Source organism: Stutzerimonas urumqiensis, from assembly GCF_003640395.1.
In the GTDB taxonomy this organism is placed as follows: Bacteria; Pseudomonadota; Gammaproteobacteria; order Pseudomonadales; family Pseudomonadaceae; genus Stutzerimonas; species Stutzerimonas urumqiensis.
In genome coordinates this window covers 55477-73705 of sequence record NZ_RBZQ01000007.1, presented here as the reverse complement: position 1 = coordinate 73705, position 18229 = coordinate 55477, and the positions used below count along the sequence as shown (strand labels likewise).

The window sequence follows — 18229 nt, the reverse complement described above, 5'->3', positions numbered from 1 at the left end:
TGACTAGGTAGAAGGTTGCTGGGTATGCCAATAGGCGCGCGCCGCGGCGAAATCCGCCTCGATCGCCGCTTTCAGCTCCGCCAGGGAATCGAATCGTCGCTCGTCACGCAGTTTGTGTCGGAACACCACCCGCAGCCTGCGCCCGTAGAGATCGGCGCAGAAGTCCAGGAGATGCGCCTCGAGGTGGGCCTGGCCATCGCTCTTGACGGTCGGCCGCATGCCGATGTTGGCCACGCCTTGGCGGGGGCGGCCATCGACCTCGACGCTGACCGCATAAACGCCGGCCAGCGGCGGACGACGGCGCTTCAGCTGGATATTCGCGGTCGGCGCCTGCAATTGCCGTCCGAGCTTCTGCCCGTGGAGCACACGGCCGCAGATGCTGTAAGGGCGCCCCAGGAGGCGCTCGGCCGTCGCCAGATCGCCCGCGCCAAGCACCTCACGAATGCGTGAACTGCTGACGCGCTCCCCCGAGACTTCGATGGTCTTGGCCGCCTCGACCGAGAAGCCTTCGGCCGCGCCGGCGCGCTGTAGAAAGGCGAAGTCTCCGGCACGATCGCAACCGAAGCGGAAGTCATCGCCGACCTCGAGATGGCGAATCCCAAGGCCATCGACCAGAACGGTTCCAACGAACTCGGCCGCGCTGAGCTCACGCAGCCGGCGGTTGAAGGCCAGGCAAAGCACGCGATCCACGCCGAACGAAGCCAGCAGCTCGAGCTTCTCGCGCAGACGCGTCAAGCGCGGCGGCGCCTGATCGGGTGAGAAGAACTCACGGGGTTGCGGCTCGAAAATCACCACGCAGCTGGGCAGGCCGAGTTCCGCCGCGCGCTCGCGCAGCCTCGCCAGGATTGCCTGATGCCCCCGGTGCACGCCATCGAAATTACCGATGGTGGCGACGCATCCGCCCAGCCGGGGACCTAGATTATGAAGACCTCGAACCAGCTGCATACCGCACTTCGCTTACAAAGTGGCCGATTATACGCATGACCTCTAGCTCACGGACACCCGGCCCCGCCTCAGTGCCGCAGGTGCCGGGGCCGCAGTCCGAGCAGCAGAAGGCCCGCAACGAACGCCAGGATGCCGACGACGACCAGCAGGGTAATGTGCAGGGCGCGACGCTCCCAGCCCCAGGCAAACCATTCCGCTACGGGCGCGCTGAGCCAGAGGATGGCTACCACCATCGCGACGCAGCCGCCAACCAGCCGCAAGCCAAACAGCCACCAGCCCGGCTCAGGCACGTAGACGCCGATCCGGCGCAGCCCCCATAACAACAGGAAGGCGTTGAGCATCGACGACAAGGATGTCGCTAGCGCCAGACCCACGTGCTGCAACGGCCAGATCAGGATCAGGTTGAAGGCCATGTTCGCCACCATGCAGGTCACCGCAATGCGCACCGGCGTCTTCAAATCCTGACGGGCAAAGAATCCGGGGGCCAACACCTTGATGAGCATGAACGCCAGCACGCCCAGCGCATAGGCTTCCAGCGCACGCGCGGACTGAATCACCGCTTCCTGACTCATGGCACCGTAGTGGAACAGCGCCGTGATCAGCGGCTCGGCCAGGATGGCCAGGGCGACGGCGGCGGGCAGGCCGACGAGCAACACCATCCGCAGCGCCCAGTCGAGCGTGCTGGAAAATCCGCGCGGATCGTCTCCGGCATGCTGACGCGACAGGCTTGGCAGGATGACCGTGCCGATCGCAATCCCGAAAGCCCCCAGCGGCAGCTCGGACAAACGGTCGGCGTAATACAGCCACGACACGCTACCGGTCTGCAGGAACGACGCCAGCACCGTGTCGAGCAGCAGGTTGATCTGGCTGACCGATACAGCGAAGAGCGCCGGCACCATCAACAGCATGATCCGCCGCACGCCGTCGTCGTGTCGCTTTACCCGCGGGCGCGGCAGCAAGCCAAGGCGTGCGACATAGGGCATCTGGAAGGCCAGCTGGGCAAAACCGGCGATGAACACGCCCCAGGCCAGCGCCTTGATGGGCTCCTCGAAATAGGGCGTCATGAACAGCGCCGACGCGATCATGCAGACGTTGAGCAACACCGGCGTGAAGCCCGGCACCGCAAAATGCCCGTAGGTATTGAGAACGCCCGACGTGAACGCGGTCAGCGAGATGAGCAGCAGGTAGGGAAAGGTAATGCGCAACAGCTCGCCAGCCAGCTCCAGCTTGGCCGGGTCGTCATGGAAGCCAGGCGCGAACAGCATGACGATATAAGGCGCCGCCAGCACACCTACCACGGTGATCAGGGTCAGGATCAGCCCCAGCATGCCGGCCGTGCGGTCGACCAGCAGTTTCACCTCGGCCAGCGAACGCTTCGTCCGGTATTCCGACAAGACCGGCACGAAGGCTTGAGCGAACGCACCCTCGGCAAACAGCCGCCGCAGGAAATTCGGAATCTTGAACGCGATGAAGAAGGCATCGGCCGCCGCGCTCGATCCAAAATGGCTGGCAACGACCATGTCCCGGACCATGCCAAGCACACGAGACAACAACGTCATCAGACTGACCACTGCGCTGGAGCGCAGCAGACCGGCCTTGGCGCTTTCTTTGGCCATACTGGGAAACCTGGAGAAAAATCGAGGGCTATGAGGGCGACTGCAAGCAAACTGCCTGAAGCTTGGGCAGTTAGGACAGATCAAGCGCCGGCGAGTTTAGCGAGCGGCCGCCTATCCGGCCAGTTCCAACGCCTGCACAGAGGGATTGACAATCCCCCTACCCGACGGCATGATTCGCGGCCTTATTTGTCTTGGCAATCCCAAAGTTTCGAGGAGTTCGACGGTGGCCAACAGCCCTTCCGCCAAAAAACGCGCAATCCAGGCTGAGAAGCGTCGCAGCCACAACGCCAGCTTGCGCTCGATGGTCCGCACCTACATCAAGAACGTGGTCAAGGCGATCGACGCCAAGGACCTGGAAAAAGCCCAGACCGCCTACACGGCTGCCGTGCCGGTGATCGACCGCATGGCCGACAAGGGCATCATCCACAAGAACAAGGCCGCTCGTCACAAGAGCCGCCTGAACGCTCACATCAAGGCACTCGGCCAAGCCGCCGCGTAACTGATGTCGAGATGAAAAAAAACCGGCCAATTGGCCGGTTTTTTTATGGCCTGCATCCGCTCAGCGGGCGGTCGGCCAAGGCACGATCGGTATCGCGGTCACCGCATTCTGCGGACTCCCCTCGATTACCCTGTCGCTATACACCAGGTAGACCAGCGCATTGCGCGCCTCGTCATGAAAGCGCACCACCTGCATGGTCTTGAAAATCAGCGAGGTGCGCTCTTTGAATACCACCTCACCATCCTCCAGCGGCGCCTCGAAATGGATAGGACCGACCTGCCGACAGGCGATCGAAGCCTCCGCCCGGTCTTCGGCCAGACCCAGGCCACCCTTGATACCGCCGGTCTTGGCGCGCGACAGATAGCAGGTCACACCCGCCACCTTGGGATCGTCGAAAGCTTCGACGGCGATCTTGTGATTCGGTCCCAGCCACTTGAAGACGGTATCGACCTCGCCCACTTCGCGTGCATGTGCCAGGCCCGGTAACAGAGCCAGCCCGGCGAACCAGATAGTCAGGCGCATTCGAACCTCACAGCACGATCATGTTGTCGCGGTGAACCAGCTCCGGCTCATCGACGTAGCCGAGCCGGGTCTCGATGTCATCCGATGCACAGCCCTGGATTTTCTGCGCTTCGGCCGCACTGTAGTTGGCCAGGCCACGCGCCACTTCCGAACCGTCCGGCGCGACGCAAACGACCATCTCGCCGCGACGGAAGCTGCCCTGCACCGCTCGCACGCCCACCGGCAAGAGGCTTCGATGCCCTTCGCGCAAGGCTCGGACGGCCCCTTCATCGAGCATCAGCACGCCGCGCGTCTGCAGATGCCCCGCCAACCATTGCTTGCGTGCCGCATGCCGGCTCCGCTCCGGCGCGAGCACGGTTCCGATGTTTTCGCCGGCCCGCAGACGCGCCAGGACCTGCTCGATTCGCCCCCCGATGATGACCGTATGCGCGCCGGAGCGCGCCGCCAGCCGCGCCGCACGCAATTTGGTCTGCATGCCGCCTCGCCCGAGCGCACCCCCGACACCACCCGCGACGGCATCGAGCGCCGGATCGTCCGCCCGTGCCTCGCTGATCAGGCGAGCAGAGGGATTGGTGCGCGGATCGGCATCGAACATGCCATCACGATCGGTCAGGATGACCAGCAGATCAGCCTCGACCAGATTGGCAACCAGCGCGGCGAGCGTGTCGTTGTCACCAAAGCGGATTTCATCCGTCACGACGGTGTCGTTTTCATTGATGACCGGCACCACACCCAGCGAAACGAGCGTCCGCAGCGTGCTCCGCGCGTTCAGGTAGCGCTTGCGGTCGGACAGGTCGTCATGGGTCAGCAGGATCTGTGCGGTATGCAGTCCATGCCGAGCGAAGCTGGATTCCCAGGCCTGGACCAGCCCCATCTGACCGATCGCTGCCGCCGCCTGCAACTCGTGCATGGCCTTCGGCCGGGCGGACCAGCCCAGGCGGCTCATGCCGGCCGCCACCGCGCCGGATGACACCAGCACCAGCTCGACGCCCGCCTCACGCAACGCAACCATCTGCCCAACCCAGGCCTGCATCGCACCCTGATCGAGACCTCGCCCATCGGCCGTCAGCAGCGCACTGCCAATCTTTACCACCCAGCGTTTCGCACCCGCCACCTTGTCTCGCATCGTCCAGCCGTCCGATCCACTCTGTCCGCAAACGAGCGACGCCATCCCGCGTCACTCACCTGTACGTCGGCGCGCACCGACACCTTCAGCGCACGTAGAAGATCTCGGCGCCACCCTCGTCATCGTCATCGTCGTCGAAGTCATCATCCAGATCGTCGACCGCCTTGACGCCTGCCCGGCGCAACGCCCGCTGGTCGTCCAATGCCTGCAGACGTGCGCGCGCCTCGTCTTCGATGCGCTGATCCAGCTCAGCCAGCGCCTGCGCATACTCAGGCTCTTCGGCCATCCGCAGGGTGCGCTCGTCGAGATAGCGCATGATCGCCTGGCTGAGCGCCTCGGTACCTTCGCGCTCCAAGGCGGAGATGACATACACCGGCCCTTGCCATTGGAGTCGCTCGACCACGGCCTTCAGGCGCTCCTCGCGCTCGTCGTCGAGCAACTGATCAGCCTTGTTCAGAACCAGCCAGCGATCGCGCTCCATCAAGGCAGGGCTGAATTTCTCGAGTTCAGCCAGGATGGTTTCAGCGGCGTCCGCCGGATCGCCACCATCCAGCGGCGCCATATCGACCAGATGCAGCAACAGGCGGGTGCGCGCCAGGTGCTTCAGGAAGCGAATGCCGAGTCCCGCCCCCTCGGCCGCGCCCTCGATCAGCCCCGGGATATCGGCGACCACGAAGCTCTTGTAGCGCCCAACGCTGACCACGCCGAGGTTGGGCACAAGCGTGGTGAAGGGATAGTCCGCCACCTTCGGCTTGGCCGCCGAGACGGCTCGAATGAAGGTACTCTTGCCCGCGTTCGGAAGACCCAGCAGGCCGACGTCGGCCAGCACCTTGAGCTCGAGCTTCAGGTCGCGCGCTTCGCCAGGCTTGCCGGGGGTCGTCTGCCGAGGCGCCCGGTTGGTGCTCGACTTGAACCGGGTATTACCCAAGCCATGCCAGCCACCTTGAGCGACGAGCAGGCGCTGCCCAGGCTTGGTGAGGTCTCCGATGATTTCCTGCGTGCCGGCATCAATGATCGTCGTACCCACCGGCACAGGCAGGACCAGATCGTCACCTTTTGCGCCCGTACACTCGGTACTCCCACCCTTTTCGCCGTTCGCAGCATGGAAGCGCCGGGTGTATCGGTAGTCGACCAGCGTGTTGAGATTCTCGTCTGCCTCGATGTAGACAGACCCACCGTCCCCACCGTCGCCGCCGTTGGGGCCACCCTTCTCGATGAACTTTTCCCGGCGGAAGCTCATCATGCCGTTGCCACCGTCACCGGCTTTTACAAAGATCGATACTTCATCGACGAATTTCATCGGTTACCTCCCGCCGCTGGAGCGGGCGCAAAAACATCAGAACTTAAGCGTAAGCGCCTGCGAGCGAGCCGCCACCTGGACGGCAGGCATCACAGCGCAACAGACCCTATGAGAGCCGCATGGTGCCAGAACCGCACCGATGCGCAGAAACAAAAAAGCCCCGTCGCAAGACAGGGCTTTCGTCGTGCAATCGCGATCAGGCCGCGACGACACTCACATAGCGACGACCGAACGCGCCCTTGACTTCGAACTTCACCACGCCTTCGACTTTGGCGAAGAGGGTGTGGTCCTTGCCCATGCCGACGCCGTAACCGGCGTGGAACTGGGTGCCGCGCTGACGGACGATGATGTTGCCGGCCTTGATGACCTGGCCACCGTACATCTTCACGCCAAGGCGTTTACTTTCGGAATCGCGACCGTTGCGGGTAGAACCGCCAGCTTTTTTGTGTGCCATGAGTTCAATACTCCTGTGTTGGATCCAGGCCGATCAGCCCTGGATACCGGTGATTTTGATCTCAGTGAACCACTGACGGTGGCCCTGACGCTTCATGTGATGCTTACGACGGCGGAACTTGATGATGCTGACCTTGTCATGACGGCCTTGAGCAACCACCTCGGCGGTCACCTTGGCACCATCGACGATCGGCGCGCCGATCTTTACGTCTTCGCCGTTGCCAATCAGCAGAACCCGGTCAAAAGTGACCGATTCGCCGGTCGCAATCTCAAGCTTCTCGACCTTCAGGAATTCGCCTTCGGCAACCTTGTACTGCTTGCCGCCAGTTACGATAACTGCGTACATCTAAATATCTCCGTTGATCCTGCTCACCCAGCGCTTGATAGGAAGTATTAGGGGCTGGCATGGCTGCTCGGGGCCGGATGAGACGCCCTTGCAATTGCGTAAGGCAGGGAAATGCCCAGGGAAAGTTCAGGGCCCGCGATTCTACTCAAGCGCCCTACCCTGCGCAAGCTCGCCGGGTGCTTCCTTGACAGCCCGTCGGCCGCCCCCCTAGCATGCCGCGCAACCAAGGACGCGCCCGTTGGTTATATGACGATCCGGCCCAGCGCGTCAGCGGGCTGTCACTGCCAAGACAGTGAGCCCTGCGTTGCCCCTCGCGCTCCTGGTGGCAGCCTGTCCGACGCGACGCCGATAGAAACGCTTCACCGGAGCAACCGCCCTGATGCAACCCCAGGCCTTCTATAACGTGGTGGCGGAAGACTTCGCCGCCGTCGACGGCATCATCCGCAAACAGCTCAGCTCCCGCGTGCCCCTGGTCGAGAAGATCGCCGACTACATCACGTCCGCGGGCGGCAAGCGACTACGACCGCTGCTCGTCCTCCTCGGTGGCAAGGCACTCGGCCTGGAAGGCGACCGCCTTCGCCTGCTCGCCGCGATCATCGAATTCCTTCATACCTCTACTTTGCTGCATGACGACGTGGTTGATATGTCCGGCATGCGGCGCGGCCGGTCGACCGCCAATGCGCTCTGGGGCAACGCGCCGAGCGTGCTGGTCGGTGATTTTCTGTATGCCCGCTCCTTCGAGATGATGGTCGAGCTGGATTCCATGCCGGTGATGCGCATCATCTCGCAAGCGACCCGCGTGATCGCCGAGGGCGAGGTCCTGCAGCTCAGCAAGGTGCGCGATGCCAGCACCACCGAAGCCATTTATATGGACGTCATCAAGGCCAAGACCGCCATGTTGTTCGAGGCCTCCTCCCATAGCGCCGCCACCCTGGCCGGCGCGGGAGCGGAGCAGCGCGAGGCGCTGCGGCAATTCGGCGATCGTCTGGGCGTGGCCTTCCAACTGGTCGACGACCTGCTCGACTACCGGGGCGACAGCGAGACGCTGGGCAAGAACGTTGGCGATGACCTCGCCGAGGGCAAGCCCACCCTACCGCTGATCTATACGATGCGCGAAGGAACCGCCCAGCAGGCGGAACTCGTCCGGCGCGCGATTCAGAAAGGCGGCATCGAAGACCTGGAGAGCATTCGCTCGGCTGTCGAGGCCGCCGGTGCGCTCGATTACACCGCCGCGCTGGCGCGAGACTTCGCCGACCAGGCGATCACCTGCCTGGATGCCCTCCCACCCAGCCCCTATCGCGAGGCAATGGTCGAGCTGAGCCGCTTTGCCGTAGCACGTACGCACTGATCCAAGGCCGCAGACCGAGGCTGCTCGACCAGCGCAGCCCTGAAACGCCTGCAGCACCAGCCGAAAGATCGATCGCCTCTTGCTATTTCGTTAATAGGATTTATTCTCATTTAACGAAATCATTGGAGGTGCACCATGACCTATCTGATCGATGCCTGGCTCGACCGCCCACAGCCCTATCTGCGGATACTCGATCGCCAGACCGGCGCCGTCTGCATTGCCCTCGACGAAGAAGCGCTCGGCGAGTTGCGCGATCAAGGCGACCTGGACGTCAGCCAACTGAGCACGAGCGAACCGGCAGTGCTAAAGGAACAGGTGCGCAGCCTGTTCCTGTTCTGCTATGCCAGAGAGCTTCGTCCCTAGGCGAGCCTTGGCCCAAGCTGCCTCGCCTCAGAGCACGTCGAGCAGTTCGACGTCGAACACCAGCGTGCTGTGCGGAGGAATGCTGCCCACGCCCTGCGCCCCATAGGCCAGCTCGCTGGGAACATACAGACGCCATTTGCTGCCCGCGTTCATCAATTGCAGCGCTTCGGTCCAGCCGGCAATGACACCTCCGACGGGGAATTCCGCCGGCTGGCCGCGCTGATAGGAACTATCGAAGACACTCCCGTCGATCAGGGTGCCGTGGTAATGCGTGCGCACGCTGTCTTCACGGGTCGGCCGCGCACCCTCGCCTTGCTGAATGACCTCGTATTGCAGGCCCGACGGAAGCACCACCACGCCTTCTCGCTTGGCGTTCTGCACCAGGAACTCGCGCCCTTCGCCTGCCGCTGCCTCAGCCTTGGCCTGCGCTTCGGCCTGCATGCGCTCGCGAATGACGCGGAAGCTCGCGTTCAGTGTTTCCGGCGCCACACGGCTGGCCGTACCGGCGAGGGCATCGCGCATGCCGATGATCACGGCCTCGAGATCGAGACCCGGAGGGGGATTGTCACGCAGCTGGTCGCCGAGCTGCCGGCCGATACCGTAGCTGACGCGGGTTTCATCAGTAGAGAAGTCGAAATCGCTCATGGTAAGTCCGCCAAAAAAGGGTCGGCAGACTAGCACAGCCGGCCGGGCATCGACGGGCCCGGCGTTCAGGCGACGATACTCAGGCCTCGGGGCGAGACTGCATCTTCAGCGCCGGGCGCCCACGTTCGGCGTTCAGGCGACGCAACTCTGCCTGCATATGCAATTGCCAGATGGAAGGCTCTTCAGCCTCGTCGTAGCCCTGCTCGCGCAGATTGGCGACGATCGCCTCCAGCACCGACTCCGCCTTGCGCGAGCCGTGAAACGGGCCCTGGGCCTTGATGGCGGTCGGTTGCGCCCCGGACATTCCCGCCGCGCACAGCAACGTCCAGAGGCCGTTGCCGCCGGCCAGGGGTTTGATCTCGCACTCTATCCGGGTCATGAAGCCCAGGCACTGGCGGGTCAGGCAGAGACTTTGCGACATGATGACGATCCTCACGCAGGACCCCGACCTGTCTGCCCGGTCGGGACCGAATTAGGCGACGGCTCCACAGCCGGCGACTCCTAATTGGAAAGACCCCACCGCCCGCACAACGTTCCGCTACGACCCACCACGCTATTGCTCCGATGCAGGCGTCTCGGCCTTGTCCTTCGCCTCGCGGTCGTCTTCGCCCAGCTCGATCTCGGCGATATCCCGAAGACGCTCCACGACACGGGCGTTGACGCTGCCGGACGGGAAACACCCCTTGTCATCCGCTTCACCGACGGGCTCGCCAACGAGCAGCCCCAACGCCTCGTCGACGTGGCGCACGGCATAGACGTGGAATTGCTCGCGACGCACCGCATCGAGCACCCGCTCGTCGAGCATCAGGGTGGCGACGTTGGCGAAGGGAACGATCACACCCTGCTCGCCGGTGAGACCGCGCGCTTCGCACAGCCGGAAGAAGCCTTCGATCTTCTCGTTGACTCCACCGACCGCCTGCACCTCGCCGAACTGGTTGATCGAGCCGGTAATCGCGAAGCACTGCTTGAGCGGCGTACGGGACAGCGCGGAAATCAATGCGCACACCTCGCCAAGCGAAGCGCTGTCGCCATCGACGTAGCCATATGACTGCTCGAGCGCGATGCTCGCCGAAATGGCCAGCGGAAATTCCTGCGCGTAGCGGCTGCCGAGGTAGCCGGTGAGGATCATCACGCCCTTGGAATGGATCGGCTGCCCCAGGTTGACCTCGCGTTCGATGTCGACGATGCCCGAGCCGCCCGGATAGACCGTCGCCGAGATGCGCGCCGGCATACCGAACGCCGAGTCGCCGACTTCCAGCACCGTCAGCCCGTTGCACTTGCCGATCGCCGCGCCCTCGCTGTCGATCAGGATCACGCCGGCGAGAATGTCTTCGAGAATCCGCGCCGAGACGCGGCCTGTTCGCGTCGCCTTGGCCTTGAGCGCACGCTCGATGTGGCCCACGTCGGTGACCTCTTCCTTGGCGACCTGGCGAATGAAATCCGCCTCGCTGACCAACTGGAACAGATCGCCGATACGCGCCGACAACCGCCCCTGGTGTTCGGCCAGGCGCGCGCTGTAGGTCGCCAGGCGCGCCACGGCGGCGGCGGTGAGAGGCGCCATGCCCTCTTCCGAAGTGCGGGTCTTGAGCAGTTGGGCGAACTGCTCGAGGCTGTCTTCGGCGAGCGGCACGTCATCGTCGAAATCGACGAGGATGCGGAACATCTCCTGAAAGTCCGGATCCAGCTCCTGCAGCGTGTAATAGAGCTGGCGCGAGCCGATGATGATGACCTTGACCTGTAGCGGAATGACCTCGGGCGTCAGCGTCACGGTCGCCAGCCGGCCCAGCTCGGCGAGCGGGGACTCCATCTTCAACTGGCGCGACAGCAGCGCACGCTTGAGCGCATCCCAGACGAAGGGTTCGCTCAGCATCTTTTCAGCTTCCAGCACCAGGAAGCCGCCGTTGGCACGGTGCAGCGCACCGGGGCGCAACTGGCGGTAGCTGGTGTAGAGCGCGCCCTGGTCGGTGCTGTATTCGATGCGGCCGAACAGGTTGTCGTAGGTCGGATGCGGCTCGAACACGACGGGCGCCCCGCCGCCGGCGGCATGGCCGACGACCAGGCTCGGGCTGTATTGCTCCTCGAGCAACGAGCGGCTCTGGGCCTCGGAGCGGTTGTCGTCGACGAGTTGCTCGGCCGCCGTCTTGAGCAGGTTGGCCTGCATCGCCCGCAGGTAGGACTCGACACCGTCGTTGCCCGCGTACTGCTCCATGAGCGGCGCCAACAACGGCTCGAGCGCCTGGGTAATGGTCTCGTCGTTGAGCTGGCGGAGCTGGTTGCTCGATTCACGCTTCCACTGCGGCAGGCTGGCCAGCTCCTCGTTCAGCCTTACCTCGAGCGCGGAAATGTCCGCGTGATAGCGCTCCCGGTCGGCCTCCGGCAGCTGGGCGAATTCGGCCTCGTCCATCGACTTGCCATCCTTCATCGGCGTGAAGGCGATGTTGGTGCTGTCGCGGTAGAGCGCGATCTCCTTTTCGAGCGCCAGCTTCTCGATCACGTCCAGCGCCTTGTCGTAGCGCTGGTTGAAGGCACGGTCGATCGCACTCTTCTTTTGCTGGAAGCTCGGATGCTCGAAGACGGCAGGAAAGGTCGCCAACAGGTTGCCTATGAGCTGGGCGATGTCCGCGGTGAATTCACTGGCCTGACCGGCTGGCAATCGCAGCACGCGTGGCTCGCGCGGCTCGTCGAAGTTGTTCACGTAGACCCAGTCGCTGGGCGTCTCCAGGCGCTTGCCTTCGGCTTTCAGGTAGCGATTGACGAAGGAGAAGCGGCCGGTTCCCGGCTCACCCATGACATAGACGTTGTAGCCCGGACGCGGCATCGCCACGCCGAACTGCAAGGCTTCGACCGCCCGTTCCTGGCCGAGCACGCCAAGGAAAGGCTCGAGTTCGTCGGTGGTCTGGAAGCTGAACTGGTGGGGGTGGAACGGACGGGTGAGCGCATCGGGCGCCAGGCGCGAGCCGGCAACGGATTGGGGCATCGGGGATCCTTGCATGGATGGCGTAGGCCACAGGAAATGCGGGCCATTCTGGCCCTGGCACCGATCGGCTGCAAGGAGTCGCCCCGGTCTCGGCCTGCCTGCCGAGACCGGGGCGCACCCAGTCAGGACTCGTTGCGCGCCTTGAGCAGGTCGCGGATTTCCGTCAGCAGCAGCTCTTCCTTGCTGGGCGCCGGCGGCGCCGAGGGAGCGACGGCCTCCTTGCGCTTGAGACGGTTGACGGCCTTGACGCCGAGGAAGATGGCGAAAGCCATGATGATGAAGTCGATGACGGTCTGGATGAACTTGCCGTAGTTGAGCGTGACCGCCGGCACCTCGCCGACCGCAGGCTTGAGCACCACCGCCAGGTTGGTGAAGTCGACCCCGCCGATCAGCAGGCCCACCGGCGGCATGACGATGTCACCGACGAACGACGACACGATCTTGCCGAATGCCGCGCCGATGATGATGCCCACTGCCATGTCCACCACATTGCCGCGTACCGCAAACGCTTTGAACTCGTTCAGCAACCCCATGATGCCCTCCTCATTGGCGCGCCCCGCGCCGCTGGCTTGCAGACTATAGCCGCGGCGCGCGGTTCCCGGTCAGGGCAGGCTTATTTCGGGCAGCGCCTGGAATGCTGGCTTGGTGAAGAGGTACCCCTGGAACAGCCTGACGCCCTGCTCGCTCAGGTAACGGTACTCGCCGGCCGTCTCGATGCCCTCGGCGATCACCTCGACGTTCAGTTGCCGGCAGAGGTCGATCATCGTCCGTGCCAGCACCTGGCGCACGGGGTCACGATCCACGTCACGAATCAAGTGCATGTCCAGTTTGATGATGTCCGGCTGGAAATCAGCCAACAGGTTGAGCCCCGCATAGCCGGCACCGAAGTCATCGATGGCCGTGCGAAAACCCATCTCGCGGTAGGAACGGAGGATATCGAGAAGATGGGCGGTGTCGCGCACCCGCTCCTGTTCGGTCACCTCGAAGATGATCCGATCGAGCGGGAAGCCAACCCGTTCGGCGGCCGCCAGCGTCGCGCGGATGCAGGTTTCCGGCTTGTAGACGGCGTTGGGCATGAAGTTGATCGACAGCCGCGCCGGCAGCGCCAGCCGGGCGGCCCATTCCAGCGCCGTGATGCGGCAGGCCTGGTCGAAACTGTAGAGGTTGTCGTCGGTCACGCGCGCCAGTACCTGTCCGGCGCCTTCCCCCGCCACGCCGCGCACCAGCGCCTCGTGGGCGAAGACCTGACGGTTGGCGACGTCGACGATGGGCTGGAACGCCATGCTGATGGAGAAATCGAGTGCCTGACCGTCAAGGCACGCCGAACAGCGTCCGGTGGAATGGGTCACGTGAAGAACTCCGCTGCATGCTGCCATTGGACAGCGTTGAATGGGCCGCTGTTCGAGCCGTCGCGACGTGAACAACAATTGATCGACATCATGTCGAGCCCGTGCCCGGAAGGCTAGTTTGGGCCACCCTTAAATCACGCCCCACGGAGCGCCTCATGCACGTCGAATACCATGCCGTCGGCAACGAAACCCCCGAACAATTCCAGCGCCTGAGCCAGCAGGACCCGGCCTTTGCCCGTCTTGCACAGCAGTTCGCCGACCTCGAACAGCGTCTGACGCAGATCGAGCAAGGCTCGGAGACGCTCGATCCCGCCTCGCTCACCGCCCTGAAGGACCAGCACGCCGCCCTGAAAGGCGACCTCGCCCGCCAGCTCAAGCGCGCGTCCGGGTCCTGTTGCGGCGGTTGCTGCGGCTAAGCGTCACCGAAGACGGCGCCACCCCGGCGCCGTCCTGCCTTGCCTTCCTCAGAACAACCCGCCGTAACGAAACCCCGTCCCGACCCAGACGAATGCAACCGCCGTCAGGGTAATCAGCACGATATGCACACCGAGCTGCGGCAAGCGCTGGCCATCCAGCCGCGGGATCAGCGCCAGACGCGCATGCACGCCGAGCAGGGCCGTCATGGCCAGCAGCACCAGCTTGGCCTGCACCAGGTGCGCGACCGGCACATCCGACAGCCACTGCGACGGCGCCAGCCAGAGCGTCGCGAGCCAGAAGCCGGTGACGATCTGCACGAGCAGCGCGGGAATCCCGATCCGCTCGTAGATCGCCTCGAACCCGCGGACCGGCGCGACATCGCGCGACCGCAAGGCGCCCGGCAGGATGCCGAGCAACAGCACCAGATGCCCGCCGACCCAGACGGTCGCCCCTAACAGATGCAGAAACAACAGATAGCGCATGTTCATCTCCCAACCGATGGCACCAGTCTGGCGCGCGCCTTCGTCGCGGTGGCTGATCGCGATCAAGAGCAGGCGTTATCATGCGTGCCCTTTTTCCTGCCCGGAGTTCCCATGGCCAAGGCCAAGCGCATGTACGGCTGCACCGAATGCGGCTCGACCTTTCCCAAATGGGCCGGCCAATGCGGCGATTGCGGCGCCTGGAACACCCTGGTGGAAACCGTCATCGAAGGCGCCGCGCCGCCCTCGGGGCGCGCTGGCTGGGCGGGCGACCAGGCCAACATCAAGACCCTGGCCGAAGTCAGCGTCGAGGAAGTGCCGCGCTTCTCCACCGCCTCCGGCGAGCTGGATCGCGTTCTGGGCGGCGGCCTGGTGGACGGCTCGGTGGTGCTGATCGGCGGCGACCCGGGCATCGGCAAGTCGACGATCCTCTTGCAGACGCTGTGCGCGATCGCCCAGCGCTTCCCGGCGCTCTACGTCACCGGCGAGGAGTCGCAACAGCAGGTCGCCATGCGCGCCCGCCGCCTGGACCTGCCGCAGGACAGGCTCAAGGTGATGACCGAGACCTGCATCGAAGCCATCATCGCCACCGCGCGACTGGAAAAGCCCAAGGTGATGGTGATCGACTCGATCCAGACCATCTTCACCGAGCAGTTGCAGTCGGCGCCCGGCGGCGTCGCCCAGGTGCGCGAGAGCGCGGCACTCTTGGTGCGCTTCGCCAAGCAGAGCGGCACGGCGATCTTTCTCGTTGGCCACGTCACCAAGGAAGGCGCCCTCGCCGGCCCGCGCGTGCTCGAGCACATGGTCGACACGGTGCTCTACTTCGAGGGCGAGTCCGATGGCCGCCTGCGCCTGCTGCGCGCGGTGAAGAACCGCTTCGGCGCGGTCAACGAACTCGGCGTGTTCGGCATGACCGACAAGGGCCTGAAGGAAGTCACCAACCCCTCGGCGATCTTCCTCACCCGCGCGCAGGAAGCGGTGCCGGGCAGCGTGGTCATGGCGACCTGGGAAGGCACCCGGCCGATGCTGGTGGAAGTCCAGGCGCTGGTCGACACCAGCCACCTGGCCAACCCGCGCCGCGTCACCCTGGGCCTGGATCAGAATCGTCTGGCCATGTTGCTCGCCGTGCTGCACCGCCACGGCAGCATCCCGACCTACGACCAGGATGTGTTCATCAACGTGGTGGGCGGCGTGAAGGTGCTGGAAACCGCGGCGGACCTGGCGCTGATGGCCGCGGTCATCTCCAGCCTGCGCAACCGCCCGCTGGATACCGATCTGCTGGTGTTCGGCGAAGTCGGCCTGTCGGGCGAGATCCGTCCGGTGCCGAGCGGCCAGGAGCGCCTGAAGGAAGCGGCCAAGCACGGTTTCAAGCGCGCCATCGTGCCCAAGGGCAACGCGCCGAAGGAGGCGCCCGCTGGGCTGCAGATCATCGCCGTGACGCGCCTGGAGCAGGCGCTGGATGCCTTGTTCGAATAATTCACGCCAGGCAGCGGAAGCGCTCGCGGTGGCGCCGTCCGCATGGTCAGTCGGGCTGCCCCAATGCCGCCAGCTCACGCTCGAGCAACGCCTCGTCGCCGAGATTGAGTTCGACCAGGCGGCGCAGATGGCTGATCGAGTCGAGGTCGAGGTGCTGGCAGGCAAGCCCGATCAGATCCTCGTGCGCGTGGGCGATGGTCACTTCCATGCGCACCAGGGCATCGTCGGCCAGCCGCACCCGCGCTTCGAGCGGGCGATCCGGCTCGGCGTCCCAGTCGGCCGGTCGGTGAACAAGCAATCCCTTGAGCGACAGGTCGTGTAGCGCCACGGTCCAGCGCCGCTCGCCCTGCACCAGCTCGGTGTCGGCGTCGAACGCGATGCGCTGAAAGCGTCGACGATCACTCTGATTTGCGCCCATCATCAGCTCCCTCTCGCCCTCTTCACTATAGTCCGCATCAGAGCCAGCGCCTGACGCGGCTGCGATAGGCCCGGTAATCCGCGCCGAACAGCTGATCGAGCAGACGTTCCTCGTGCACGATCACGCCCCGCTGCATCACCAGAACCAGCGCCGGCAGCAAAAGCCAGGGCCACAGGCTGCCCCACAGCAGGGCCACGCCACCGTAGATCAGGCTGTCGGCCAGATAGATGGGATTGCGCGAGACGCGGAAAGGTCCGTCGACCAGCAGCTTTCTCGGCGTGCCATAGGGATTGACCGTCGTGCGCCGACGCAGCATGAACAGGCCTGCCCAGAGCATCAACGCGATCCCGCCGCCGATCAGCAGCCATCCGAGCGCCTCGCCCCACGCCCCGGCCGGCAACCGCAAAGCCACGAGCCGGTCGCTCAGATAGGCCGCCCCGAGAAAGAACAGGTACACCAGTGGCGGCGGCAGTACCGCGCCGAACGTCATGCGCATGGTCGATTACCTCGAAGGCGTCCGCCTAGTCCGGCCAGAAAGCAAAAAGCCCGCTTGCGCGGGCTTTCCGATGACACCGTTTGCTCAGTTGCCGTAAACCGGGAACTTGGCGCAGACAGCTTCGACCTTGCCGCGAACCGCCTCGATGACGGACTCGTCGCCCATCTTGTCGAGGATGTCGCAGATCCAGCCGGCCAGGTCGCGGCACTCGGCTTCCTTGAAGCCGCGGGTGGTGACCGCCGGGGTGCCGATGCGCAGACCGGACGTGACGAAGGGCGAGCGCGGGTCGTTCGGCACGCTGTTCTTGTTGACGGTGATATGGGCGCGACCGAGGGCGGCGTCCGCGTCCTTGCCGGTGATGTCCTGCTTGATCAGGCTGAGCAGGAACAGGTGGTTCTGGGTGCCGCCCGAGACGACATCGAAGCCGCGCTGGATGAACACCTCGGCCATTGCCTGGGCGTTCTTCACGACCTGCTGCTGATAGGCCTTGAACTCAGGCTGCAACGCTTCCTTGAAGCACACCGCCTTGGCCGCGATCACGTGCTCCAGCGGGCCGCCCTGGGCGCCCGGGAAGACCGCGGAGTTGAGCTTCTTCTCGATCTCTTCGTTCTTGCGCGCGAGGATCAGGCCACCGCGCGGGCCGCGCAGGGTCTTGTGGGTGGTGGTGGTGACCACGTCGGCGAAGGGCACCGGGTTCGGGTAGACACCGGCAGCGACCAAGCCAGCCACGTGAGCCATGTCGACGAAGAGATAGGCACCGACCTTGTCGGCGATTTCGCGGAAGCGCGGGAAATCCAGCTTCTGCGAGTAGGCGGAGAAGCCGGCGACGATCATCTTCGGCTTGTGCTCGACGGCCAGGCGCTCGACTTCGTCGTAGTCGATCAGGCCCTGGTCGTTGATGCCGTACTGCACGGCGTTGTACAGCTTGCCGGACGAGGAAACGCTGGCCCCGTGGGTCAGGTGACCGCCGTGGGCCAGGCTCATGCCGAGGATGGTGTCACCGGCCTGCAACAGCGCGAGATAGACCGCGGCGTTGGCCTGGGAGCCGGCGTGCGGCTGGACGTTGGCGTAGTCTGCACCGAACAACTGCTTGGCGCGATCGATGGCCAGTTGCTCGACCACGTCGACGTGCTCGCAGCCGCCGTAGTAGCGCTTGCCCGGGTAGCCTTCGGCGTACTTGTTGGTCAGCACGCTGCCCTGGGCTTCCATCACCGCCGGGCTGGTGTAGTTCTCCGAGGCGATCAGCTCGATGTGGTCTTCCTGGCGCTTGGCTTCCTGCTCCATGGCAGCGAAAAGCTCGGCGTCGTACTTGGCGAGGGTCAAATCACGGCTGAACATGGCGGTCCCCTGGAGTCAGCTGGGCGGTAGGTAAGGTGTCGATCCTCGGGCCGTCGCGCGACCCGATTCGGAGGCGGCGAATTCTACCCTAGTCGCACGGCGGCCGGGTATGAGCA

General features: G+C 64.5%; 21 protein-coding genes. 5 read left to right on the top strand and 16 right to left on the bottom strand.

The genetic code is table 11. The features are described 5' to 3' along the window. Positions 1–3: 3 nt before the first annotated feature. Entirely contained in the window at positions 4–945 is a 942-nt protein-coding gene (ribF, locus tag D7325_RS14315) for a bifunctional riboflavin kinase/FAD synthetase (RefSeq protein WP_120996755.1), read from the bottom strand. A 68-nt stretch (positions 946–1013) separates the two neighbouring features. Next, complete coding sequence (gene murJ, locus D7325_RS14310) at positions 1014–2561, bottom strand: murein biosynthesis integral membrane protein MurJ (protein ID WP_120996753.1); 1548 nt, start codon at positions 2559–2561, stop codon at positions 1014–1016. Between the two features lie 223 nt (positions 2562–2784). Here murJ and rpsT point away from each other — a divergent pair, with 223 nt between their 5' ends. Next, positions 2785–3060, top strand: a complete 276-nt coding sequence (gene rpsT, locus D7325_RS14305) for a 30S ribosomal protein S20 (protein WP_120996751.1) — start codon at positions 2785–2787, stop codon at positions 3058–3060. A gap of 60 nt (positions 3061–3120) precedes the next feature. Here rpsT and D7325_RS14300 read toward each other — a convergent pair whose 3' ends face one another. The 5 genes from D7325_RS14300 to rplU form a co-directional block, all read right to left on the bottom strand. Beyond that, entirely contained in the window at positions 3121–3582 is a 462-nt protein-coding gene (locus D7325_RS14300) for a CreA family protein (RefSeq protein ID WP_120996749.1), read from the bottom strand. Between the two features lie 7 nt (positions 3583–3589). Next, positions 3590–4708 (bottom strand): glutamate 5-kinase, encoded by a 1119-nt coding sequence (proB, locus tag D7325_RS14295; RefSeq protein WP_120996747.1) that lies wholly within the window; start codon positions 4706–4708, stop codon positions 3590–3592. A gap of 85 nt (positions 4709–4793) precedes the next feature. Continuing rightward, on the bottom strand, positions 4794–6008 hold the full coding sequence (gene cgtA, locus D7325_RS14290) for an Obg family GTPase CgtA (RefSeq protein ID WP_120996745.1): 1215 nt from the start codon (positions 6006–6008) through the stop codon (positions 4794–4796). Positions 6009–6204: 196 nt separating this feature from the next. Next, positions 6205–6462 carry a 50S ribosomal protein L27 gene (gene rpmA / locus D7325_RS14285; RefSeq protein WP_120996743.1) on the bottom strand — a complete coding sequence of 86 codons (258 nt, stop codon included), beginning with the start codon at positions 6460–6462 and terminating at the stop codon, positions 6205–6207. A 33-nt stretch (positions 6463–6495) separates the two neighbouring features. Next, the gene (gene rplU, locus D7325_RS14280) at positions 6496–6807 is read right to left on the bottom strand and encodes a 50S ribosomal protein L21 (RefSeq protein WP_120996741.1); all 312 of its coding nucleotides are present in this window, start codon (positions 6805–6807) and stop codon (positions 6496–6498) included. Positions 6808–7186: 379 nt separating this feature from the next. On the opposite strand from rplU, the gene D7325_RS14275 reads away from it, so the two are divergent. Together D7325_RS14275 and D7325_RS14270 are read left to right on the top strand one after the other, a co-directional pair. Next, entirely contained in the window at positions 7187–8155 is a 969-nt protein-coding gene (locus D7325_RS14275; RefSeq protein WP_120996739.1) for a polyprenyl synthetase family protein, read from the top strand. A gap of 135 nt (positions 8156–8290) precedes the next feature. Continuing rightward, the gene (locus D7325_RS14270) at positions 8291–8518 is read left to right on the top strand and encodes a PA4570 family protein (protein WP_120996736.1); all 228 of its coding nucleotides are present in this window, start codon (positions 8291–8293) and stop codon (positions 8516–8518) included. 27 nt (positions 8519–8545) lie between these two features. Here the strand turns inward: D7325_RS14270 and bamJ are convergent, their stop codons facing one another. From bamJ to D7325_RS14245, 5 genes are all read right to left on the bottom strand, one after another. Then, entirely contained in the window at positions 8546–9163 is a 618-nt protein-coding gene (gene bamJ, locus D7325_RS14265) for a BamJ family beta-barrel-assembly machinery protein (RefSeq protein WP_120996734.1), read from the bottom strand. A 79-nt stretch (positions 9164–9242) separates the two neighbouring features. Further along, complete coding sequence (locus tag D7325_RS14260) at positions 9243–9584, bottom strand: PA4575 family protein (protein WP_120996732.1); 342 nt, start codon at positions 9582–9584, stop codon at positions 9243–9245. A 132-nt stretch (positions 9585–9716) separates the two neighbouring features. After that, on the bottom strand, positions 9717–12140 hold the full coding sequence (locus D7325_RS14255; RefSeq protein WP_120996730.1) for a Lon protease family protein: 2424 nt from the start codon (positions 12138–12140) through the stop codon (positions 9717–9719). Between the two features lie 122 nt (positions 12141–12262). Then, positions 12263–12673, bottom strand: coding sequence for a large-conductance mechanosensitive channel protein MscL (mscL, locus tag D7325_RS14250; protein WP_120996728.1), 411 nt, complete (start codon positions 12671–12673; stop codon positions 12263–12265). 69 nt (positions 12674–12742) lie between these two features. Next, a complete protein-coding gene (locus tag D7325_RS14245; RefSeq protein ID WP_120996726.1) occupies positions 12743–13516 on the bottom strand; it encodes an EAL domain-containing protein in 774 nt (257 codons plus the stop codon). A gap of 128 nt (positions 13517–13644) precedes the next feature. Here D7325_RS14245 and D7325_RS14240 point away from each other — a divergent pair, with 128 nt between their 5' ends. Then, on the top strand, positions 13645–13905 hold the full coding sequence (locus D7325_RS14240) for an HP1242/YdcH family protein (protein WP_120996724.1): 261 nt from the start codon (positions 13645–13647) through the stop codon (positions 13903–13905). Between the two features lie 48 nt (positions 13906–13953). On the opposite strand, the gene D7325_RS14235 is transcribed toward D7325_RS14240, so the two are convergent. After that, positions 13954–14388 (bottom strand): CopD family protein, encoded by a 435-nt coding sequence (locus D7325_RS14235; protein WP_120997063.1) that lies wholly within the window; start codon positions 14386–14388, stop codon positions 13954–13956. 111 nt (positions 14389–14499) lie between these two features. Here D7325_RS14235 and radA point away from each other — a divergent pair, with 111 nt between their 5' ends. Next, complete coding sequence (radA, locus tag D7325_RS14230) at positions 14500–15861, top strand: DNA repair protein RadA (RefSeq protein ID WP_120996723.1); 1362 nt, start codon at positions 14500–14502, stop codon at positions 15859–15861. Positions 15862–15907: 46 nt separating this feature from the next. On the opposite strand, the gene D7325_RS14225 is transcribed toward radA, so the two are convergent. The 3 genes from D7325_RS14225 to glyA all read right to left on the bottom strand — a co-directional run bounded on the left by D7325_RS14225 (position 15908) and on the right by glyA (position 18113). Continuing rightward, positions 15908–16279: a PilZ domain-containing protein gene (locus tag D7325_RS14225; protein WP_120996721.1), complete on the bottom strand. Its 372-nt coding sequence runs from the start codon at positions 16277–16279 to the stop codon at positions 15908–15910. Between the two features lie 37 nt (positions 16280–16316). After that, a complete protein-coding gene (locus D7325_RS14220; protein WP_120996719.1) occupies positions 16317–16775 on the bottom strand; it encodes a methyltransferase family protein in 459 nt (152 codons plus the stop codon). An 84-nt stretch (positions 16776–16859) separates the two neighbouring features. Continuing rightward, the gene (gene glyA, locus D7325_RS14215; RefSeq protein WP_120996717.1) at positions 16860–18113 is read right to left on the bottom strand and encodes a serine hydroxymethyltransferase; all 1254 of its coding nucleotides are present in this window, start codon (positions 18111–18113) and stop codon (positions 16860–16862) included. Between the last annotated feature and the right edge of the window lie 116 nt (positions 18114–18229).